We start from the raw sequence: 23559 nt of genomic DNA on the forward strand, positions 1-23559 counted from the left end.
AAATAATACTTGCAAAATGAAAGCGTTTGTTTTAATTTTGCTTTTATTTTGCAAGTAAATTTAATCATAAAAAATTAATAAATCAAATGGATCATTATGATATTGCCGTAATTGGCTCAGGACCTGGTGGATATGTGGCTGCCATAAGAAGTGCTCAGCTGGGGTATAAAACAGTAATTATAGAAAAGTATGATACATTAGGAGGAACATGCACGAATGTGGGCTGCATTCCGACTAAAGCTTTACTAGACAGTACCCACCATTATGCAGAAGCACAGTATAAATTCAAGGAACATGGGATTAAGCTGGATATTATAGAACTGGATTTTTCTCAAATGTACAGAAGAAAAGCAGAGGTAGTTTCAAAAAATACCGGAGGACTTGACTTTTTAATGAATAAAAATAACATTACAAGGTTAAAAGGTACAGCAACCTTTGTCAATAATTCTACCATAAAAATTGTCAACGAATCTGAAATTAAAGAGATCACTGCTCAACATTATATCATTGCTACAGGTTCAAAACCATCCAGTATTCCTGGAGTGGAGATTGATAAAAAAAGAATTATTACTTCCACAGAAGCATTGTCTTTGCAGGAAAAACCGGAATCTATGGTGATTATCGGCGGTGGAGTGATAGGGGTCGAAATGGCCTCTATTTTCAATCGTATGGGAACGAGGGTGACCATTCTGGAATATGCCGATCACCTGATTGCGAATATGGATCATGAGCTGGGAAAAAACCTTCAGAAAATCCTTAAAAAAGAAGGAATTGATATCCTTCTTAATCATGCTGTTTATAAAACCGAGAGTGAAGACTCTGCAGCTAAAGTTTTCTTTAGAGATAAAAACGGAAAAGAAGAAGAACTGGAAGCTGATTATATTTTGGTGGCGGTAGGAAGAAGTCCTTATATAAAAGGTCTTGGTCTTGAAAATACAGATGTACAGCTGGATGAGAAAGGTTTTATTAAAGTGAATGAAAATAATCAAACTTCAGCATCCAATATTTATGCAATCGGAGATGTTATTGGTGGAGCAATGCTGGCTCACAAAGCGGAAGAAGAGGGTGTTTTTGTGGCAGAAACTATTAATGGACAAAAACGTCATATTCATTATAACCGTATTCCTTCAGTGGTGTACACATGGCCGGAAGTAGCTTCAGTAGGGTATACGGAAGAATATCTGAAACAAAATAATATTGCATATAATGTAGGGAAATTCCCGTTTTCTGCCAGCGCAAGAGCCCGAGCTTCAATGGATATGGAAGGTTTTGCCAAAGTATTGGTAGATCCGAAATATGGGGAAATTCTTGGAGTTCACATCATTGGTGCCAGAGCAGCTGATTTAATCGCCCAAGGGGTTATTGCTCAGGAATATGAGGTGACCGCGGAAGATATGTTCCGTATTTCTTATGCTCATCCCACTTATTCTGAAACCTTGAAAGAAGCTTATCTGATTGCATCCGGACAGGGAGCAATTAATATATAAAGAAGTAATATTAAAAATTGAACCATTAAGATTTTTGAAGAATTTAAGAAAAATTAAGCTCCATCTTTGATAGAAAAATTAAGCGAAGTACTAAACAAAATAGCGTTAGCTATTCCCTTAACTAATCTTATCTGCTTAAAAAATCTTAATGGTTTAAAATATAAGATTTTCAATTGTAGTATTTTTCAAAGAATCATTTACAAAGAAGTACAGTTTTCATCTTTCGCATAAATACCATTACTTTTCGCTTCCAGTTTGCCGGTTTTTCTATTGATTTTAACGAAAAAAGACTCTTTTACAGCAGGACAGCCCTTAGACTGCATCAAATACATAGAAATATGGCGGTCTTCAATTTTATACGCTCCGGTAAATCGGTTACTTGTATCTACAGAATAACCATACGTTTTTGCCAGCAAAATAGCTTCAGGAAGATTGTCAACCGTTCCGATAAAATCTCTCAATTGCTGCTCATTGGAAAAATAAACAGATCTTTCGTTTTTGCATGCCAGAATGTAAGAAAAGCAGTTATTCCCAATACATTTCTGGAAAAAACCTTTCTCAGGAACAGGTTCATTGATCGTCATAAAATCAGGAGCCTGGCTTTCATAGATCACTGCTTTTTCATAATCCATATCATTGCTCAGAACACGCCAGTAAGCATAGTCTTTATCCGGTACAATGAACGGGTAGAGATATTCTACATTGTCAAGGATATCAGGGATTTTCTTATAATCATCAGGAACTTTGATCTGGCTGTAAAGCAGATTGGAGAATATCAGGGAAAATGCGATGATTACTTTCATAGAGAATGTGTTTCCGGTGCAAATGTAAAGAGAATTATTGCAATACAATTTTATAATACCCTTTTTCATCAGTTACATCAATACCTATGCCTGTAAATGTTATTTTATTGATTTGATATCCGTCACAAGCACCTTTAAACTCTGATGACTGTATGGAAAAATCAAAAGGTTTAATAGTAGAAGAAAAATGATATTTTTTTGTACCATTATAGGCACCTACATTTTCCAAAATAATCATGTTGTCAGATGTTTTACTTAGTTGTACACTGACATTATTTTCATCCTGAATTGAATAGCTTGTCAATGTTCCGTTGGCAATAAGATTTTCATTATTAGAATCCACAAACTTAAAAACGATGGGTAAGGGGGCATTGTAACAATCTTTTTCACAAGAAATGAATAGAAGCGTTGCTAAGAGGAATAGGAATGTTTTTTTCATGGTATTTGTAATATAAAGTAAACTTTCTAAACGTAAGCATTTTTACAAATGTAGGAAAATTGGAACTTATTCAATTTCATAAGGATTTCCTGTTTTTTTATCTATAAGAGATACTTCAATAAATAGTGTAACCAGAATTAATTCACTATATGCTCTACGAACGGAACAATTCGCCCATTTTCAATTTTACCTTTGATATAAATAGAATCCCCAGCCTTAAAGACATACTCTTTCACAAGGAGATTGGTAAGACCATACGGTTCAAGAAATGAATTCACCCATGGATGCTGATCTTTTAAAATCGATATCTTATGATTCTCAATGGATTTATAGTCTTTTAAATAAGAAGGAGTTTTGTAGTTGGTACCATAAGTGTCTTGAGTGAAATGTCCCATACTGACTAGATAATCGGGGATAGCTAATTTAAAATCAATCGTATATAATTGTCCATTAATAGAAAGTTGAGTTCCTTCTGAATATCCTACAATTACACTATAGTCAAAATTTTCATCAATTCTTATGGGACGTTTTTTTCTTTCAGCGGTTCCGATACGCAGAAGATATAAAGCGGTTTCTTTTCCTGCCATAGGTGAGCTGACCGTTTTGTCGGCATATATTTTACATTTCAGAACTGGTAAAGAAGCAATTTTGTTAAGCTGGTCATTGTGGTCTTTTGCTGCTTCCTGCATGGAATTGATACTGTTGAAAACAAAAGAACTAAACCCTATAAACATAGAAATGCAGATAAATATAAACATCCCAAATATGATAAGCATGGTTTTAATTCCCTTTTTATCAACCTTTGTTCCGTTTGATTTGATATTTACATTCGCGTTGAAGTTGAATTTAATCATTAAGAGAGTTTACATGGAGGACAAAACTAATCAAATTTTAAACAAAAATTAATATTATTTTTTTGCATTTCTACTATAATTTTTGTCATTTGTCAATTCAACTCATTTCAAAATCGCTTACATTTGTTAGTATGATACATGACCAACGCGCAGAAAAATTCAGGCAGATTGTGGAAAATAAGTTCCAGATCTACAATTCATTATTTATGAGCCTGCCTTATGATAAAATGACGAATATCGGAATGTTGCTTCCATTTCTTTATGAAGAAAGCAGAACTGGCTATGAAGCAGGAAAAACACCTGAAGATATCGTTGAAGAATTCTTTAAAAACCATACCGATCTCCAGAGCGAAGAGCAGAAACTGGAACTGCTTTTCAAGATTATTCAATATATAGAAAGACAAGTCGTTTTGTTTGACAGTATTGAAGATGCGGCATTTCCCAATCTTCATTCTGAAAGTGATAACGGTACAGTAACGAATCTCTTTGAACGTTCTTTTCAGGATCATAAGATTGAAAAAGTCCGTGAAAAACTGAAAGACTTCAGTGTAAAGGTCGTATTTACGGCTCACCCTACTCAGTTTTATCCAAGTTCGGTACAGAGAATTATTCAGGATTTGAGAGGTGCCATTACCGGAGATTCTGTGACGCAGATTGATATGCTTCTACAGCAGTTGGGGAAGACTCCTTTTGTCAACAAAGAAAAACCTACTCCGATAGATGAAGCGTTGAGTATTATTTCCTATCTGAGGTATGTCTATTATGATACCATTGGAGAATTGTTTACGAAGATCAAAAAGACTTTCGGCAACGGACATTTTCATCTCCATGAAGATATTATTCAGCTTGGTTTCTGGCCGGGAGGTGACAGGGACGGAAATCCTTTTGTAACTGCAGAGGTAACGAGAAGAGTAGCGGAAGAACTTCGCTCAGCCATTCTGAAATCCTATTACAGCCATTTGAAATTCATCAGAAGAAGATTGAGTTTCAGAGGAGTTTCTGAAGTATTAACCGAATTAAGTGAAGAACTGTATGCTGCCATTTTTGATGGGAAAAGTATTAAAGCAGAAGATATTTTAAAGAAAGCAGCTGAAGCGGAAAAAATATTAATCAACGAACATAACTCTTTATTTCTGGATCTTTTGGTCAATTTCAGAGATCGTGTGATGATCTTTGGAACTCACTTTGCGACGTTGGATATCCGTCAGGATAGCAGAATTCACCAAAAAGTTATCGATGAGGTGTATGCAAAGGTGTATGGAAATGGTGATGCTGATTATGATCAGAAATTCAACAAACTAATTGAGGTTTCAGAGAAAATAAATGCCGATGATTTTGAAGATATTGTAAAAGATACTTTGTTAACGGTTTCACAGATTACAGGTATTCAAAACCTGAATGGACTGCGAGGGATGAACCGTTATATTATTTCCAATTCCGATGCTGTAAAAGACGTTATGAATGTCTATGCATTCTTTAAAGTTTGTGGTTATAAGGATGAGGAGATCAACATGGATATTGTTCCGCTTTTTGAAACCATGGAAGGTCTTGCCAATGCAGAGAATGTAATGAATGAACTCTATCACAATCCTGTTTATAAAAAGCACCTTGAAAAAAGAGGGAACCAGCAGACGATTATGCTTGGATTCTCGGATGGAACCAAAGACGGAGGATATTTAAAAGCCAACTGGGAAATTTATAAAGCAAAAGAAGTATTGACTAAGCTTTCCGAGCAGAATAACATCAAAGTTGTTTTCTTCGACGGTAGAGGAGGACCGCCAGCCAGAGGAGGTGGAAAAACCCACGATTTCTACGCTTCTCAGGGAAAAACGATTGCCAATAATAAGATAGAACTCACCATTCAGGGGCAGACTATTACCAGTATTTTTGGAAATAAAGAACAGGCAAAATACAATTTTGAACAGCTTCTGACAGCCGGAGTTGAAAATGATGTATTCAAAAATGCAAAAAAGGAACTTACCGAAAAGGAACGAGCTCTGATTATTGAATTGGCAGATATCAGCTACCAAAAATATTCAGATTTAAAAGCGCACCCAATGTTTGTTCCTTATCTTCAGGAGATGAGTACGCTTGAATATTATGGGAAAACCAATATCGGAAGCCGTCCTTCAAAAAGAGGAAACGGGAATGAACTGAAATTTGAAGATCTGAGAGCGATTCCATTTGTAGGCTCGTGGTCACAGCTGAAGCAGAATGTACCAGGTTTCTTTGGTTTTGGATATGCTATGCAAAAGATGAAAGAGAAGGGAAGGTTTGAAGAAGTAAGAGAACTGTATAAAGGTTCAGATTTCTTTAAAACCTTAGTTTTGAACTCGATGATGAGTATGAACAAGTCTTATTTCCCTTTGACTTACTACATTAAAAACAATTCGAAGTTCGGTGCATTCTGGAATATTCTTTTCGATGAATATGAGCTTTCAAGAGATATTATGCTGGAACTGACAGGATTTAAAATGCTTCAGGAAGAAGATCCGTTGTCCAGAAAATCTGTGAAAATTCGTGAAAAAATTGTCCTTCCATTGTTAAGCATTCAGCAGTATGCTTTGATGAAAATCCAGAAAGGAGAAGGAAATAAAGAAGCGTATGAAAAGCTGGTGACCCGTTCTTTATTCGGGAATATCAATGCGAGTAGAAACTCAGCTTAAGTTAATACGAAAGTTTCGTACAGTATTATATCAATAGGAATGGGCTTTAGCCCATTCTTTTTTATTGACCCATCCACGGGCTTTAGCCAAAATAGGTTGCAACCAGTTTTACAAGAATATCTCCCGCAGATTACACAGATCACACAGATTTTTATGTTGTAATAAATCTGCTCAATCTGAATAATCAGCGGGAAACAAAAAAATTATTCTTTTAAGAATTTTTCATACAAAACCTTATCCTTCGTCTGAATTTTCAGATAATAGGTTCCCTTTGCAAAATCCTCTACTTTTATAGATTTCTGGTTGCTGCTTTTTCTGATTAATCTTCCCAGATTATCATAAATTTCCAATAACTGAATTTCTTGCTTTGATGCTACGTTCAGGATGTTTTTAACTGGATTGGGAAAGATAGAGAACTTTTCCTTTTTCACAATTTCAGAAGTATTCAGGACGAGATTATATAAACTCCCGAAGTTAAGAATTCCATATCCTATCTGATCTGAAGGAGCAGGATAAAGAGAAGCTGTCTGTCTCAATCTTGTTCTCATCTGCTCTCGGTTCATCGTTGGGAATGCCTGAATAAGACAAGCTACACCTCCGGCAGCAATAGGAGTAGCAATGGAAGTCCCATTTACGATAAGAGTTGCATTATCATAGACCGTTGTGGTACCGGTTCCCTGAGCACTTCCGTCAGGCTTTACCACTCCAAGAGAATTCGGCCCGAAAGAAGAAAATCCGGAGGCAACTCCTGCAGAATCCACAGACCCAATAGAAAATACTTTAGCATTATCAGATGGAGTCATAAGATAATGCCATGGCTGCTGTCCGGAGTTGCCCGCAGCGGCAAGAACAAAAATTCCTTTTTCAGCAGCAATACCTGCTCCGCGGGCAATGAAAGAAGTATTCCCGTTCATATTGGCATAAGTATAATTGTAACGGCTGTCATCAAAAACATTGTACCCCAATGATGAGGTAATGATTTCCACCCCTTTTCGGTCTGCCTCTTCGGCTGCTTCAATCCAGTATAACTCTTCTTCGGGAACTTCTACAGCTGCATTCTCACTACGGTAAAGATAGAAATCAGCATCAGGTGCAGCACCTACAAAAGTATCTTCCAGATAACCTCCGATAGCTCCTAAAACAACAGAACCATGACCATTGAGGGAAGTATTGTAAACGTCTCCGGTTTTGGTAACAAAATCATAAGTAGCTTTAATATGGTTGCCCGTCCATAATCTTGAAAAGGCTGTTCCGGTATTTACTGTTGGAAATCCTGAATCAATCACAGCTATGGAAATTCCTGTTCCGGTAAAACCTGCAAGATGAAGAGGCCGTATATTAACCTGATCAATCTGTCCTGCTCCGGAACCATAGTTAAAAGTAGTAAGTGTTTTATTGATACTGGCGTCATCTTTCCATTTTCCGGGTGTCATTTTTACAGTAGTTGAACTGTTTCTTGCAAAACTTTCTATGGACAAAACATAAGGCTGTGCCTGCAGCAACGTTTTTTGAGCAGGAGTGGCATTTACCGCTGCTCCGTTAAGCCATTTTGAATAATCTGTAACCGTAAATCCTAAATTTTGAAGATTCTGAAGATAAGCCTGTTCAATAGGCGCATCCTGATCATTAAGCGGAATTCCCAGCGTAGTGCGTCTGTTGAGTGATTTCTGGCTGAGTTCTGACAACGGGTTGGCATAAAACGCAGCTTTATTGGGCTTATCCGTAAAGTAAACAAAAACAAGTTCTGTTTGGGCAGAAACATGAAGATAACCTGTTAGGAAACAAAAGAGTAAAAGTTTTTTCATAAGAATAATTTCTATAAAGATAAAAACAAAATCAATAAAATTTTTGATCGGATATTAAATTCCTTATTTTTACAGAAATATTTATTATATGAAAAAAATTCAGATGGTTGACTTGCAAAGTCAGTATTACAAAATAAAGAATGATGTAGACAATGCGGTTTTGAATGTAATGGATTCTGCGGCATTTATTAACGGTCCTGAAGTAAAGTCTTTCCAGAATGAATTGGAGTCTTATTTAGAAGTAAAACATGTAATCCCTTGTGCCAATGGTACAGATGCATTACAGATTGCCCTGATGGCTTTAGATCTGAAAGAAGGAGACGAAATTATTACAGCTGATTTTACTTTTGCTGCAACAGTAGAAGTAATTCATTTGCTTAAATTAAAATCTGTATTGGTAGATGTGGATTATGATACATTCACGATTTCTACAGAACAGATCAAAAAAGCGATTACACCAAGAACAAAAGCGATTATTCCGGTACACATTTTCGGACAGTGTGCGAATATGGAAGAGATTTTGAAAATTGCTGAAGAGCACAATTTATATGTTATTGAAGACAACGCCCAGGCAATCGGTTCAGAATATACATTTTCTGATGGAACTGTAAAGCAGGCAGGAACCATGTCTACGGTAGGTACAACATCTTTCTTCCCTTCCAAAAATCTTGGATGCTACGGAGACGGAGGAGCTATTTTTACCAATAATGACGAGCTTGCTCACCGTTTAAGAGGAATTGTAAACCATGGAATGTACGAAAGATACTATCATGATGAGGTAGGAGTAAACTCCCGTCTAGACAGTATTCAAGCTGCCGTTTTGAGAAAGAAACTTCCTCACCTTGATTCTTACAACGAAGCAAGAAGAAGAGCTGCAGATTTTTATGATGAAGCATTCGAAGGAAACCCGAATATTCTTACTCCGAAAAGAGCTGAGAATTCTACTCACGTATTCCACCAGTATACTTTAAGAATCCTGAACGGAAAGCGTAATGAACTTCAGAAGTTTTTAACGGAAAAAGAAATCCCTGCTATGATTTATTATCCGGTAGCATTGAGAAAGCAAAAAGCTTACTTCCAGGAAAGTAATGCTGCAGACTTTGTGAATACCGATAAGCTTTTGGATCAGGTAATTTCTTTACCAATGCATACAGAATTAGACGAAGAGCAGCTGAAATATATTACAGATGCAGTGCTTGAGTTTATGGGATAAAATTAAGCATGAAGGAATTTTTTTTAAAAGGGAGAAAATATAAATTCTTTTTAGGATTTCACCTTTTTATTGTAGGACTCTATTCAATATATATAATAAATACATTGAATTCTTACAATTCCTCATCTTACTCAACATATTATAAAGAGAGTATTTTTGAAAACATTGCAAAATACTCTTTTTATATTGTTATAAATTTAATTTCAGGATTAATTATTTACTTCAAAATAAAATATACAAAGGTTATTCTCAATTTTTTTGCTGTAATGATCTTTATTTTGGTTTGTTATGCCGAATATACCCTGATTAAAACTTATGTTAATAACTCATATTATAACTTTGTAATTACTTTTAATACAGGAGTTATTGGTTTTATCATTTTTTATATCTTTTATCTTAATAAGATTAATGAGAAAGAAGACATAGAAATAAATGAAATAGAAAGTATAGGAAAACACAAAGATTAAGAAAAACACAACGAATTAAAATAGAAAGAATGACAATACTTGTTACCGGAGGGCTTGGATATATTGGTTCTCATACTGTTGTAGAACTTATCAATAATGGCTTCGAAGTTGTTATTGTAGATGATTTGTCCAATTCAGAAAGATTTATTTTAAAGAATATTGAGGAAATTACAGGTAAAAAACCTGCTTTTTATCCTTTTGATTTGAGGAGAAAAGAACTTCTTACTCAAGTTTTTGATGCCCATCAGATTGATGGCTGTATCAATTTTGCAGCTTCAAAAGCAGTAGGAGAGAGTCAGCTGAAGCCTGTAGATTATTATGAGAATAATTTGTTCTCATTGATTAATATTCTTCAGGAGTTTAAAACAAGAGGAATCTCCAACTTTATTTTCAGCTCATCATGTACAGTGTACGGGCAAGCTGATGTAATGCCAATAGATGAAAATGCACCATTGAAAATGCCTGAAAGCGTTTATGGAAAGACAAAACAAATGGGTGAGCAGGTTCTGATTGATTTTGCAAAAGCTTATCACCGTAAAATTTCGGTATTAAGATATTTTAATCCAATCGGTGCCCATCCATCTGCAAAATTGGGTGAGTTACCAATCGGGGTTCCTGATAATTTGGTGCCTTATGTAATGCAGACTGCTGCAGGAATACGAGAGAAACTGAACATTTGGGGAGACGATTATCCAACGGTGGACGGAACAGCTGTTCGTGATTATATCTATATTGTTGACCTGGCAAAGGCCCATGTTGCAGCATTAAAGAAACTGATAGGAGATTCTTCATCTGAGGCAGTGGTAGATATTTACAATTTGGGAACAGGAAAAGGTTCGTCGGTATTGGAAGTGGTAAAAGCATTTGAAAAAGCTAATAATGTAGAAGTGCCGTATCAGATCTCTGCCAGAAGAGATGGAGATATTACGATTGCTTATGCCAACCCTGAAAAAGCGGAGAAAGAGCTCAATTGGAAATCTGAAACGTCTCTTGAGGAGTCTTTAAGAACCGTTTGGGAATGGCAGCAGTATCTAAATACAAGGAATTCATAATTTTAGTGATTGTGAAATTTTCCTTACCTTATGAAAGAAAAATTTTTAAATAATTATAAAAAATTACAAAACATTTTCACTGAAGATCTTGCTTTTTACCCTCAAAAACAAGTGTATTGTCAGCGAAGCTTTAAATTACAATTAATATGAAGACACAAAGAATAGGTATTACATTCTCCTCATTTGACTTATTGCATGCAGGGCACATCAAAATGCTTGAAGAAGCTAAAACGGTATGTGACTATTTAATCGTAGGACTTCAGATCGACCCGTCTCACGATCGTCCCAACAAAAATAAGCCAAGTCAGACTATTGTTGAAAGATATATTCAACTGAAAGCAGTGAATGCTGTAGATGAAATCATCCCTTATTATACAGAAGAAGACCTGTTGGATATTTTAAAATCATTTGTGATTGATGTAAGAATCATTGGAGATGATTATATGGACAGAGATTTTACAGGTAAACAATACTGTGAAGAAAAAGGAATTGAGCTTTTTTACAACAAAAGAGATCATAGGTTTTCCACCAGCGACCTGAGAAGAAGAATCTATGAAGCTGAAAAAGAAAAAGATTCAAAACCAGAACCTGTAAAATAGAAAAATAAAAAATCCCGAAAAGTAATTTTCGGGATTTTTATTGTATTACATTGGACCGCCTTGTTGGTCATCACCTGCTGCATTGGAATTGATATCCTTTTTCTTTTTAGGCTGATCTACTTTTTCCCCTTGCTTGAATCTATAAGTCAGGGATATAGAAAACTGTCTTGGCTGCCACTGCATATAATTTCTTCGCGTATAATCTTCATTGAAACTGAATACTTCTCTACTTCTCGTATTGAAGATATCCTGAATATTGAAAGAAATTGTTCCATCTCCTTTCCAGATAGTCTTGGATGCGCCAAGGTTAAGCGCATACATATCCTGAGTATTTTGATTGGCAGATTTCTGAGCTCCTCTATAGAATCCCTGAAGCTGTACACTTAGCGTTTTATCTAGCTTGAATGTTGTATTAAGACGTGCTCTGGTAGAGAAACCACTTCCTGTAAAATCCATGAAGCGGGTCTGTTGCTGCTTATCACGGTCTATTGCATTATAATACTGAATTCCTGTTGTTTTATATCCGAACATATCAAGGCTACCCATGATTTTTAACCATGCAAATGGATCATAAGTAAAGTTCAGATCCAATCCATAACGGTCATCACTTCCTAAGTTAACAGGCTTCGTATAGAATACTCCAAGGCTTTCATCAGGTCTGTATACCAGCATTTTAATATCATCAGTTGCATGTCTGTAATACAAAGTAGGGTTAACTGTGAACTTTTTTCTTGTAATATTATATCCTACTTCAAATGAATCTACATAGGATGGATTCAAATCTATATTTCCTTCAAAAATATTCTGGCTGTTGCTGTAATTTGGGAAAGGAACCATAAAGAAAGATCTCGGCCTGTCTATTCTACGGGAATAATTAACTAAAATCTGGTTGTTCTTAGATATATCATAGCTTAAGAATACACTTGGAAATAAATTATTGTAGTTTTTAGTTTTATTAAGTGCCGGATCATTAGGGTTTTGATTGATGTAATTGATCTTAACATTTGAAAGCTCATCTCTCAATCCTAGTTGATAAGCGAATTTTTCTCCAATTTTACTCTTAAACTGTAAATAGAAAGCATTGAATATTTCTCTGTAATCCGTGTTATTATTATAGTTCGGGATATAAGGGTTATTGGAAGTACTGCTTACGAAGTTATCATAGGTATTATCATTAACATCCAACCTGTATCCTGCCTCAAGTTTAGATTTTTCTCCTAACGGCAATTCATAGTCAGCTTTCCCTATAATTGTTTTGCTTACAGAATGTCTTCTTGTAATGTCTTGTACATCCGGAAGAAGATCGTTCGTTTCAAGAATATTCGCATTGTTATTGCTTCTGTTTCTCTGCAAACTTAATGAAACAGATAAATTCTGACCATTATCATCAAATTTGTGATCTATTCCTAAATCTCCTTGAAATGCAAGGTTGTTAAATACAGATTTAGAATCCCTTTGTCCATAAGGATTTAATAATTGCCATGTTCCGGCTGTTCCGTTCGGATTTGCTGGATCTTTGAAGAATCTGTGAAAGCTCTCATAAGTCTCCAGAAGCTCATCTCCGTCTCCTTCAAAAGTTCTTACCAATCCTGTTAGATTGATAGAGGTTTTATCAGATAGATCATACACAAAACCCGCACTTACATTATAGTTTTTGTTATACGTCTTATTGTTGGAGTTTTGCAGCTGATGCTCAAGAACATCATTAGGCTGTTTATTAGCAAGTATTTCCGGAAAAATAATATTGTGATAAGTCGTTTCCGAATTATTTTTGGTTTTGTTTTCTGTGTAGCCGCCACCGCCGTTCACAAACCAGGTCCAGTTGTTCTTTCTCCAGCTCAGATTGGTGTTAAGTGAAGTTCTAGGGAAGTATCCAAGAGATCCTACCACACTACCATTGAATCCTACTTTTTTACTTTTTTTAAGGATAATGTTCAAAATACCTGAAGTTCCACTTGCTTCAAATTTGGAAGAAGGATTGGTAATTACCTCAATTCTTTCAATCTGATCGGCAGGAATACTTTGCAATGCATTAGCTCTATCGTCTATTCCAAGAAGGGCTGAAGGCTTTCCGTTGATCAGAAATTTTACGTTGGTGCTCCCTCTCATAGACACTGTTCCGTCTGTATCTACAGAAACTGAAGGCACATTGGTTAAAACATCCTGAAGACTTCCTCCCTTGCTCACAATATCCTGAGACGGATCATATGTTTTTTTGTCAAGCTCTACTTTATAAGCTTTAGTAGCTGCAGCTGTGATGACAACACCTTGTATTTCTTTTGTTTTACCATCAACTGTAGAAGTGGATTCTGCTTCAATAGATAATGCCCCGATATTACCTGCTGCTGCAATATTTTTACTGACTACACTTTTTTTGTAATCAATAGCTTCTACTGTAATATCATAATCTCCCGGCATCAGCTGAAGCTTGTACTGTCCCTTTTCATCTGTCAATACAGCATCGCTTAATGTTTTGTTGGTTTTGTTACTGAAAGTTACAGAAGCATAAGGAACCGGCTGATTTTTTTTGTTGACAATAGTCCCTGAAACTCCAGCCTTCTCCTGTGCAAAAGCCAGTGCCGCCGCTGAAAGTACTAACGTAAGTCCTAAAGTTTTTCTTGTGAAAATATTGACAATTTCTGTCTTATTCTTCATAGGTTATTTTTTTGTATAAGATCGTGAAAGAATAACCCTTAATATTTTGAATGTCCATATTAGTCTGATTATCAAAACATTATGGTTGTGTATTGTTTTTTCTAACTGTATAAATTTTTAGATGCTTTCTAAGCCTATTTTATATTTTTGGAGTTGAGCCAGTCCTGATAAGCTTTTGCGTTCACAGCATGTTCTTCAGCGCTTGCAGTAAATTTATGGTATCCAAATCTTGCAGGATCAGCACACATAAATATAAAATTGTTGTTTTCAGCATTTAAAACAGCATCTATTGAATTCTTATCCACTACACAGATAGGTCCCGGAGGAATACCTGCATTGGCGTAAGTATTGTAAGGTGATGGTGTAGACAAATGCTTATATAATACCCTTTTTATAGGTTCTTTAAAATTAGTCTGCTTATTGATTGCATAGATTACCGTAGGATCAGACTGAAGTTTCATTCCTTTTCTGTAACGGTTTAAATATAATCCTGCAATCGTTTTCATTTCATCTTTTTTTCCTCCGGATTCTTTATAAACAATAGAAGCCAGCGCATAGATCTGATCTCTTGTAAGACCAGACTGCTGTTCTTTGTTTTTTCTTTCACTCGTCCAGAAATCATTATACTGACTTTCAAACTTTGCAAAAAATTCTCTCGGGCTTACTGTCCAGAAAAATTTATAAGTATCGATGAAAAAATACTTTTTTAAATCTTCCACATTTTTATAGCCTTTCTCCTGTGCAACAACATCCAGATCTTTTACAAAATGTAACGAATCAATTTCCGTTTTTTTGGAAACCTTCCCAATCATCTGATACATATCTCCAAAATCTCCGATTCTGTAAGAATTTGCTGTTTGATTACCTGCTTTGATCATATTGACAAGGTTTTTATTCCCTGTTCCGCTCTGGATGTAATAACGTCCTGCCTTAAAATTGGTGTCAAGACCTTTTTCTTTAGCCACAGCTTTAAAAGATTCCTTATCTTTAATATAAGGAGCAATAGAGTCGAGGATCTGTTGAAAACCCGCTCTATGAGGAATCAGAACATAACCTTCCTTTTCTACATTGTTTCCTAAATATTTATTATAAAATCTCAAACCAAAAAATCCTGCGACTACAAAAACCAGCAGAATGATAATGAGAACAGCTTTTTTCATTCTATATAAATGTTGATTAAAAGTTTTTTGTTTTTAAAGAAGATCTGTTTTGCCTCTAAAAACTTGCTTTGCAGGACCCTCCAGCCATATATTCTGGAATGCGTCTCCGCTTTTTTCAGCATATACTTTAAGGTTTCCGCCTAAAGTTTTAACTTTTACAGAGGTTAGATTATGTTTTTGTAGAAAAGTTAAAGCAGAAGCTGTAACTCCTGTTCCACAACTGTAAGTTTCGTCCTCAACACCTCGTTCATAGGTTCTTACAAAAATCTCATCATCAGAAATTTTTTCTATAAAATTCACATTGATTCCTTTTTCTTTATATTTTTCTGAATTTCTGATTGCATATCCTTCGTCATATACGTGATAATCCTTCAGGTTGTCTACATATTTTACATAGTGGGGAGATCCGGTGTTCAGAACAAAGTCATTTCCGTCATGGGAAACAGTATCTACATTGATCATTTTTAATTTTATGATCCCATTATGAATTTCTGCTTCATGTTCTCCGTCTGTTGCAATGAATTTGCATTTATCTTCAAAAATGTCAAGGAAAAAAGCAAAAGCTACAAGGCATCTTCCTCCGTTTCCACACATGGTGCTTTCTCCACCATCAGAATTGTAGTAGACCATTTTAAAATCATAATTCGGATCGTTTTCCAATAGAATCAAACCATCGGCTCCTATCCCAAAACGTCTGTCACATAGTTTTTCAATACTGTCTTTATCTTTAGTAAATTGCAGATCACGGTTGTCCACCATTACAAAATCATTCCCTGTTCCCTGATATTTATAAAATTCCATATTTTTTTGTTAAATGAAGAAGCAAAATTACTATATTTTAAATAAAAAACGAACAGTGTTAGCTGTTCGTTTCCTTATTTATAATCGTTTTATCTAAAGCCGCCTCCGCTGCTCTGTTGTCTGCTTGAACTAGTGCTTTGGCTGCCACTTGAACTGTTTCTAAATCCGCCGCCGGAAGATTCTGATCGGCTGCTTTCAGTATTCCTGAATCCGCCGCTGCTGTTTTGGTTTCTGAATCCGCCGTTGTTTTGGGTACCCTGGCTTCCCTGAGTATTCTGAGAACCGCTGCTTTGATTTCTGAATCCGCCACTGTTCTGGTTCCCCTGGTTGTTCTGATAACCACTGTTTTGGTTTCTGAATCCACTGTTATTATTGGAGTTTCTGTTATTGAATCCTCCATTATTATTGAAACCACCACCATTATATGAACCATTATTCGTAGTAGTACGAGTATTCTGGAATCCGTTCTGAGGTCTTGAAGAACTGGAAGATCTTCTTTCTACATACACTTTCCTTCTGGAGTTGTTGTAAGTATCATAATAATAAGGCACACCACTATCATAGTAGTAATTAACGTTATTTCTGTAATAATAGCCGTCATTACCATAATATCCTCCGCTTCCGTAATATCCTGAAGGAGCATAGTAATATCCGTTGTTGTAATAGGGATCACCATAGCCATAACCTCCACTATTGCTTCCGTATCCATCGGTATATGCTAAACAAGATGTTAAACTGGTAATAGCAAAAATACTGACTGCTATTTTAAATAAATTTTTCATGACTTTATTGTACTTTTTTTTCTTTAAAACTTTTTTTCCAATTGACGTATCCTAAGATAGCCATTATAGTAAATACCAAATATTGAACCGAAGTGATTCCAAGTCCCTTAAAAATCATCATAGGGATGCAAATTAGATCTCCAATAATCCAAAAAATCCAGCTTTCAATGCGCTGTTTGGCCATAAACCACATTCCTACTAAAAATATTGAAGTGGTAAAAACATCCATCCAGTTTGCCCAGTCCAGATGATACAATCCTAAATGGGTTCCTTCCATAGAGAACTTATGATCAATATAAGGTTTGTAATAATAAATAAGAGTAACCAGTGCAAGGCTTAATATAAAAAGTATACTGGCATACATCCATTCCTTTTTAGCGGCCCAGGTGACATCCACATGAATGTTGTCTTCAGAATTTTTAGCCCATAAAATCCATCCATAGATACTCATTACTGTATAATAGACGTTAATCATACAGTCTCCCAGCAGCCCGGCATTGAAAAGAAGATATACATAGATCAGCGTTGAAATAATGCCGGTAGGGTAGACCCATATATTTTTCTTTATGGAAAAAAATACGCTCAGTATTCCGAAAATTGCACCTGATGCTTCCAACGTAATTTGTAAAGAATCATAGCTTTCATAGGGCTTTACAAAAAGATCATATAAATTCATGCAATCAAAAATAAGCAAAAATATGGACTTTTTAAAATGGATTATATAATGTGTTGTCTAGGTTTTAAAAGTTTTAATGTAAAATAAATGATGAAAGTTTAACGATTAAAGTGAAAGTATCTAAATTTTTTATACTTTCGTAAATTCTTAAAATAAAAATTATATGTCGAAAATTTGGGTTAAGAAGCCACTAAGTGCCTATGAGGCAGATATGAAGAAAAGTGAGCTGAAGAAAGTCCTGGGAAAATGGAGTTTAACAGCAATTGGAGTAGGTGCTATCATTGGTGGTGGAATCTTTGTTCTTACCGGAACAGGAGCCTATTATCATGCAGGACCAGCACTTGCAATTTCCTTTATTATAGCAGGTATTGCCTGCGTTTTTGCTGCATTGTGCTATGCAGAGTTCGCATCCATTATTCCTGTAGAAGGTTCCGCTTATGCTTATGCATATGGAACGGTAGGAGAAATTTTTGCTTGGGCCATGGGGTGGTGTCTCATCCTCGAGTATGCCATGGCGAGTATGGCGGTTTCCGTAAGTTGGTCCGGATATTTTAACAAATTTTTGAAAATTTTTAATATTCATTTGCCTGCTTATCTTACATCAGATCCGGCAAGTTATACAGGAGACGGTTTTTCTATGAACCTGCCTGCATTTATTCTTGTTCTTTTGATTACTGCATTATTGGTAAAAGGAACGAAAGAAGCAGCAGGAGCTAATAACCTGATCGTTTTGATGAAAACGTCTGCTGTTATCTTTGTAATTATCGCAGGAGTATATATCATTTTCTCTAATACTGATCTATATAATGCTGTAGACGGCGTTAAAAACTGGAAACCTTTTATTCCGGATCAGGTTCAGATTAAAAATTCTGAGGGAGATATGGTCTCCGCCTACGGTATTAAAGGAATTATTTCCGGAGCAGCAGCTATTTTCTTTGCTTATATTGGTTTTGATGCTGTTTCTACACAGGCTGGAGAAGCTATTAACCCTAAGAAAGATGTGCCTTTCGCGATTATTGCTTCATTATTGGTTTGTACTGCTTTATATATCTGTGTATCTCTTGTATTAACAGGGATGATGCATTATACAGACTTTAACCCGGAAGGTAAATATCCTGATGCTATTAAAGCTCCTGTAGCATATGCTTTTGAAATTGCCGGAAAACACTGGGCTAGTAATGTAGTAACAATTGCTGCTACTGTAGGATTAATTTCTGTAGTAATGGTAATGATGATGGGACAGTCTAGAATCTTCATCGGAATGGCAAAAGACGGATTGATTCCTAAATTCTTCGGTGATCTTCATCCAAAAACAAAAACACCTTACAAAGGAATTATTTTGTTAGGAATTGTAGTTGCATTAATTGCTGCATTTACCCCAATTTCAACATTGGCTGATATGACAAGTTTCGGAACCCTGTTTGCATTTACACTGGTTTGTATTGCTGTTTGGGTAATGAGAAAAAAAGAACCTAATTTAATCAGACCTTTCAAAGTTCCTGCTTATAAAATAGTGGTAGCACTGGGAGTATTCATCAATATTTATTTGATATTTAACCTAAGTGCTCATGCATTGGAGCTTTCTGCTGTATGGTTATTCTTAGGAGGTTTAGTATATTTCCTTTATGGAAAATCAAATAGTAAACTTAATAATCCTGAAAAATATCAAAACCAAGATTAATAATAATATAAACCGCTTCGGCGGTTTTTTTTGTCTTAAAATATATATATGAAAAAGATTTTCTCCATTTTATTTCTGTCTTTAGGACTTACAGTATTTTCCCAGCAGGTGGAAAGTATTGAAACAATTTTGAATGATAAGATCAGTATCAGGGCTATTGAGGTGTATGATCATAAAGTTTGGTACAGTGGTACGGATTCCAAATTTGGGTTTGCTGATCTTAATGACTATAAAAATCAAAAGCAGATCAAACTTTCGGAAGAGAAGCTTCAGTTCAGAACATTAGCACAAGACAAGACTTCTTTTTATGCTATTAATATTGAAAGTCCAGCACGTTTTTTTAAAATTGATAAAAAAGAGTTGAAATCACAGGTTGTTTTTCGAGATACTGCAAAAACAGCTTTTTACGATGCTTTACATTTTGTGAATGATAAGCTGGCCTATACTTTTAGCGATTCCGACAAAGATCATCTGCTAAAGCTGGCTGTATACAAAAATGGTACATGGAGCATGTTTAAAAACAATATACTATTAAACGAAGGTGAGGCTGCATTTGCTGCCAGTAATACCAATATTTCATCCACTAAAAAATACCTCTGGATAGCAACCGGAGGAAAAGCTTCAAGAATCTTAAGAATGAATCTGAAAGATGAAAAAATAGAAGTGTTCAATACACCTATTATACAAGGGGAATCTTCTCAGGGAATGTATTCTATTGATTTTTTTGATGACAATTTTGGAATTGCTGCAGGAGGTGATTATACAAAACAAGATGCTAACGTCAACAATATTGCAACCACTAATGATGGTGGAAAGACCTGGCAGATCAAGGCCTCGGGGCAGAATGCAGGATATACAACCTGTGTGAAAATCAAACCCGGATCCAAAGGAAAAGAAATTGTAGCGATAGGGGATAAGCACATCAGTTATTCTTCAGATTTTGGGAAGACCTGGAAGAAAATTTCCGATGAAAAAGGCTTTTTTGTCTGTCAATGGATTGATGGTAACAATGTGGTTCTTGCAGGAAATAACAGAATAGCGATGATGAAATTAAAATTTTAAATATCAGATATAGAATTTATCACTATTTATCAAAAGCCTGATCATACGTATTTAGACTCATTATAAAATAGAACCTAATATAATTCATAGGTTAAAATTCATAACTAATGGTTAATTTTGTAAGGTGAAATTTTAATTATGTTAAATTTCATACCCTTATAAAATTTAATTTTCAAAATGAACTCTTTAATAGATAAGTATAATATTCCCGGACCGCGTTACACTTCTTATCCTACCGTTCCATATTGGGATGAATCTACATTTTCACCGGAAAAGTGGAAGGAAACCGTAATCAGGTCTTTTCATGAAAGCAATGCAGAGGAGGGAATTTCTATTTATATCCATTTGCCTTTCTGTGAGGCGCTGTGTACATTCTGTGCATGTCATAAGCGTATTACCAAACAACATAGTGTGGAAATACCTTATCTGGAAAGTGTTTTAAAAGAATGGAAACTTTATCTTGATCTTTTCAACGAAAAACCTAAACTAAAAGAATTACACCTTGGAGGGGGAACACCTACGTTTTTCTCTCCTGAGAATTTAAGAACATTGTTGGAAGGAATTTTTTCATCAGTAGACATTGCGGAACACCCAGAATTCTCTTTTGAAGGACATCCAAACAATACGACGAAAGAACATCTTCAGACTTTATATGACCTTGGTTTCAGAAGAGTAAGCTTTGGAGTTCAGGATTATGATCCTAAAGTTCAGAAAGCAATCAATAGAATCCAGCCTTTTGAAAATGTAAAAAACGTTACAGAATGGGCGAAGGAAATTGGTTACAGAGGAATCAGTCATGATCTTGTTTTCGGATTGCCACACCAGAATTGGGATGCAATGGAACACACCATCAGAAAAACAATGGAGCTGAAGCCAGACAGGCTGGCATTCTATTCTTACGCACACGTTCCATGGGTAAAAGGTGTTGGACAGAGAGGTTTTGATGAAAATGATCTTCCAAGCGGAGAAGAAAAACGCCGTTTGTATGAAGATGGTAAAAGACTGCTTCAGGATTTAGGATATATTGAAGTGGGGATGGATCATTTCTCTCTTGAGCATGATGATCTGTACCAGTCTTTGATTCATAAAAGACTTCACAGAAACTTCATGGGCTATACTTCAAGCAAAACTCAGCTGATGGTAGGACTTGGGATGTCTGCTATTTCAGATTCCTGGTATGCTTTTGCCCAGAATGTAAAAACCGTTGAAGAATACCAGAAAATGGTAGAACAGGGAGAAATTCCTGTTGTAAAAGGACACGTACTGAGTGAAGAAGATCTTATTGTGAGAAGACATATTCTGAATTTAATGTGCCAGCTTGAAACAACTTTTGACATCAATAATTCTTTCCCAGAACTTGAAAATGCATTGGAAATGCTGCAGGAAATGGAAAATGATGGTTTGGTTGAAATCAATGGAACCGAAATTAAAATTACAGAAGAAGGAAGAGCATTTACAAGAAACGTAGCGATGGTTTTTGACCTGAGAATGATGAGAAATAAACCGGAAACGAGAATTTTCTCAATGACAATATAAAATAAAAGCGGTTCAGATCTGAACCGCTTTTTTATTGACCTATGGGCGTATTTTGAACTTGTTTACACTTTTTTCAACCATTAAGATTGCATTAAGGTATTTAGAGTATTAAGATGAGCTTCGCTTTAAGCTTAAAAATCAGAATGATTTATCTTAACTATGCTTTACTGGAATCTTAATGATTTAAGAAATATCCAAATTTTTTGATAAGTTTAAATAACTCCTTTATTTAAACATAATTAAACACAAGGTTCGCAAAGCCACTTTGTTTAGCGATATTTTTTGCTTAGTTAAAAGCCTTCGCGATCCTTTTCATAGGATTTAAGAATCTTAGCGTTTCGCTGCGTTTATAATAGATTGCTATTTAATAATTAATTTCTGGCTGTAAGATTTCAGAGTTCCGGATTTTAGATTGATAAAATAAACTCCGGCTGGAATTCCTGAAATATTGATTCCTTTGCCATTAATGATCTGATCTGTTTCCAATACTTTTTTCCCATCCACACTGATGATTTCCAGTGTTGCTTTCTTATCTTTCACACCATCAATGAAAATCTCTTTTGAAGCGGGATTAGGGTATACCTTAATACTGGTTAAAGTATTTTCCTGAGTGCTTAAAGTTCCCGTTGATATTTTAAATATTTTTCCACTGTTTACTGCTGCTACATACAATCCTTTTTGATAATCTTCTCCAAAAGTAGAAAAGTTGTTTCCGGAAGAGGGGGGCATCCACGTGATGGCATTGTTGGTATCCAGAATTCCGATTTGGGTAGAGCAATAATCTGCGAAGAAATATTTCCCCTGAAGAGACGGATATTGGGTCCCCCGGTATACATAGCCACCGGTGATGGAACATTTTCCTCCAGAATGATCATATACTGCAATAGGAAATGTCATAGTGGCCTGTGCAGCACATCCCGTGGTATTGTAAGCATTATTTCCTTCATAGCATCGCCAGCCATAGTTTAATCCTGCTGTAGTAATAGGCATTTTATTGATTTCTTCGATGGCTCCTTGCCCTACATCTGCAATCATAGCATTTCCCGTGGTCAGGTCAAAAGAAAATTTCCAGCCATTTCTGAGGCCATAAGCCCAGACTTCATCTAATCCATCTACACCAGCTCCTGCAAAAGGATTGTCAGGGGGAATATTGTAAGGGCCAGTGGCATCAACATCTATTCTCAGCATTTTTCCAAGCAAAGAATTTTTGTTTTGTGCATTATTATTGGGGTCTCCACCACTTCCTCCGTCTCCGGTGATAATCCAGAGTTTTCCGTCAGGAGCGAAATGGATACTTCCTCCGTTATGATTATCGAAGGGTTTTGGAATGTTCAACAGGATTTTTTCGGAATTAGGGTCAGCCACATTGGAATCTGTTGAGCTTACACTGTACCTTGCAACGATAATATTTCCTGCAGGATTGTTATAATACACAAAAAAATACCCATTAGTAGAGTATTGTGGATGAAATGCAAGTCCCAAAAGACCTCTTTCACCGCCAAAAACAATTTTCGAACTAATGTTCAGAAAATTTGTTGCGTTAATTGTCCCGTTGGGTTGAATGATTTTAATGATACCGTTCTGCTGTACCACAAAAAGCCGGCTGTCATTGGCATTCGTAATCTCTACAGGGCTCGTAAGTCCTGTGACAAATTCTTCCAAATTAATGCTTTGAGAATTAACAATTAAGGAAGAAAAAATACTGATGCTAAAAAGTAGTTTTTTCATAATATTTTGAGGGTTAGTGTGTTGGAAAAGTGAATGAAAATTTTATACCAATCATATTTTGAAGACTTCACTATGATAGTATGAAAAAATTGT

Annotated in this window: 19 protein-coding genes; 9 read left to right on the forward strand and 10 right to left on the reverse strand. The window is 35.6% G+C overall.

Going from position 1 to position 23559, the window contains the following annotated elements:
* Nucleotides 1-86 precede the first annotated feature (86 nt).
* The gene (gene lpdA / locus CQ046_RS07095) at nt 87-1487 is read left to right on the forward strand and encodes a dihydrolipoyl dehydrogenase (RefSeq protein ID WP_105701581.1); all 1401 of its coding nucleotides are present in this window, start codon (nt 87-89) and stop codon (nt 1485-1487) included.
* A 197-nt stretch (nt 1488-1684) separates the two neighbouring features.
* On the opposite strand, the gene CQ046_RS07100 is transcribed toward lpdA, so the two are convergent.
* The 3 genes from CQ046_RS07100 to CQ046_RS07110 all read right to left on the reverse strand — a co-directional run bounded on the left by CQ046_RS07100 (nt 1685) and on the right by CQ046_RS07110 (nt 3583).
* Nucleotides 1685-2290 (reverse strand): hypothetical protein, encoded by a 606-nt coding sequence (locus tag CQ046_RS07100; protein WP_228406897.1) that lies wholly within the window; start codon nt 2288-2290, stop codon nt 1685-1687.
* 34 nt (nt 2291-2324) lie between these two features.
* Complete coding sequence (locus CQ046_RS07105; RefSeq protein WP_105701582.1) at nt 2325-2729, reverse strand: hypothetical protein; 405 nt, start codon at nt 2727-2729, stop codon at nt 2325-2327.
* A gap of 137 nt (nt 2730-2866) precedes the next feature.
* Complete coding sequence (locus CQ046_RS07110) at nt 2867-3583, reverse strand: hypothetical protein (protein ID WP_105701583.1); 717 nt, start codon at nt 3581-3583, stop codon at nt 2867-2869.
* Between the two features lie 131 nt (nt 3584-3714).
* On the opposite strand from CQ046_RS07110, the gene CQ046_RS07115 reads away from it, so the two are divergent.
* Nucleotides 3715-6249 carry a phosphoenolpyruvate carboxylase gene (locus CQ046_RS07115; RefSeq protein WP_105701584.1) on the forward strand — a complete coding sequence of 845 codons (2535 nt, stop codon included), beginning with the start codon at nt 3715-3717 and terminating at the stop codon, nt 6247-6249.
* Nucleotides 6250-6452: 203 nt separating this feature from the next.
* On the opposite strand, the gene CQ046_RS07120 is transcribed toward CQ046_RS07115, so the two are convergent.
* Nucleotides 6453-8054, reverse strand: coding sequence for a S8/S53 family peptidase (locus tag CQ046_RS07120; protein WP_105701585.1), 1602 nt, complete (start codon nt 8052-8054; stop codon nt 6453-6455).
* Between the two features lie 88 nt (nt 8055-8142).
* On the opposite strand from CQ046_RS07120, the gene CQ046_RS07125 reads away from it, so the two are divergent.
* The 4 genes from CQ046_RS07125 to CQ046_RS07140 all read left to right on the forward strand — a co-directional run bounded on the left by CQ046_RS07125 (nt 8143) and on the right by CQ046_RS07140 (nt 11385).
* Nucleotides 8143-9267, forward strand: coding sequence for a DegT/DnrJ/EryC1/StrS family aminotransferase (locus CQ046_RS07125; protein WP_105701586.1), 1125 nt, complete (start codon nt 8143-8145; stop codon nt 9265-9267).
* Nucleotides 9268-9275: 8 nt separating this feature from the next.
* On the forward strand, nt 9276-9734 hold the full coding sequence (locus tag CQ046_RS07130) for a hypothetical protein (RefSeq protein WP_105701587.1): 459 nt from the start codon (nt 9276-9278) through the stop codon (nt 9732-9734).
* A 29-nt stretch (nt 9735-9763) separates the two neighbouring features.
* Entirely contained in the window at nt 9764-10786 is a 1023-nt protein-coding gene (gene galE, locus CQ046_RS07135) for a UDP-glucose 4-epimerase GalE (RefSeq protein ID WP_105701588.1), read from the forward strand.
* A gap of 146 nt (nt 10787-10932) precedes the next feature.
* A complete protein-coding gene (locus CQ046_RS07140; RefSeq protein ID WP_105701589.1) occupies nt 10933-11385 on the forward strand; it encodes an adenylyltransferase/cytidyltransferase family protein in 453 nt (150 codons plus the stop codon).
* A gap of 45 nt (nt 11386-11430) precedes the next feature.
* On the opposite strand, the gene CQ046_RS07145 is transcribed toward CQ046_RS07140, so the two are convergent.
* The 5 genes from CQ046_RS07145 to pnuC form a co-directional block, all read right to left on the reverse strand.
* Nucleotides 11431-14040, reverse strand: a complete 2610-nt coding sequence (locus tag CQ046_RS07145) for a TonB-dependent receptor domain-containing protein (protein WP_105701590.1) — start codon at nt 14038-14040, stop codon at nt 11431-11433.
* Nucleotides 14041-14174: 134 nt separating this feature from the next.
* Nucleotides 14175-15200 carry an endolytic transglycosylase MltG gene (gene mltG / locus CQ046_RS07150; protein WP_105701591.1) on the reverse strand — a complete coding sequence of 342 codons (1026 nt, stop codon included), beginning with the start codon at nt 15198-15200 and terminating at the stop codon, nt 14175-14177.
* A 33-nt stretch (nt 15201-15233) separates the two neighbouring features.
* Nucleotides 15234-16001 (reverse strand): diaminopimelate epimerase, encoded by a 768-nt coding sequence (gene dapF, locus CQ046_RS07155; protein ID WP_105701592.1) that lies wholly within the window; start codon nt 15999-16001, stop codon nt 15234-15236.
* Between the two features lie 89 nt (nt 16002-16090).
* Nucleotides 16091-16783 (reverse strand): hypothetical protein, encoded by a 693-nt coding sequence (locus tag CQ046_RS07160; RefSeq protein WP_105701593.1) that lies wholly within the window; start codon nt 16781-16783, stop codon nt 16091-16093.
* A gap of 4 nt (nt 16784-16787) precedes the next feature.
* Complete coding sequence (pnuC, locus tag CQ046_RS07165) at nt 16788-17459, reverse strand: nicotinamide riboside transporter PnuC (RefSeq protein WP_105701594.1); 672 nt, start codon at nt 17457-17459, stop codon at nt 16788-16790.
* 163 nt (nt 17460-17622) lie between these two features.
* Between pnuC and CQ046_RS07170 the strand changes: the two genes are divergently transcribed.
* The 3 genes from CQ046_RS07170 (at nt 17623) to hemN (ending at nt 21738) form a co-directional block, all read left to right on the forward strand.
* Nucleotides 17623-19140 carry an amino acid permease gene (locus tag CQ046_RS07170; RefSeq protein ID WP_105701595.1) on the forward strand — a complete coding sequence of 506 codons (1518 nt, stop codon included), beginning with the start codon at nt 17623-17625 and terminating at the stop codon, nt 19138-19140.
* A 48-nt stretch (nt 19141-19188) separates the two neighbouring features.
* Nucleotides 19189-20202, forward strand: coding sequence for a WD40/YVTN/BNR-like repeat-containing protein (locus CQ046_RS07175; RefSeq protein ID WP_105701596.1), 1014 nt, complete (start codon nt 19189-19191; stop codon nt 20200-20202).
* A 177-nt stretch (nt 20203-20379) separates the two neighbouring features.
* Nucleotides 20380-21738: an oxygen-independent coproporphyrinogen III oxidase gene (hemN, locus tag CQ046_RS07180; RefSeq protein ID WP_105701597.1), complete on the forward strand. Its 1359-nt coding sequence runs from the start codon at nt 20380-20382 to the stop codon at nt 21736-21738.
* A gap of 360 nt (nt 21739-22098) precedes the next feature.
* On the opposite strand, the gene CQ046_RS07185 is transcribed toward hemN, so the two are convergent.
* On the reverse strand, nt 22099-23466 hold the full coding sequence (locus tag CQ046_RS07185) for a PQQ-dependent sugar dehydrogenase (protein WP_105701598.1): 1368 nt from the start codon (nt 23464-23466) through the stop codon (nt 22099-22101).
* Nucleotides 23467-23559 lie beyond the last annotated feature (93 nt).

It is taken from the genome of Chryseobacterium sp. MYb7 (assembly GCF_002979455.1).
Classification (GTDB): Bacteria; Bacteroidota; Bacteroidia; order Flavobacteriales; family Weeksellaceae; genus Chryseobacterium.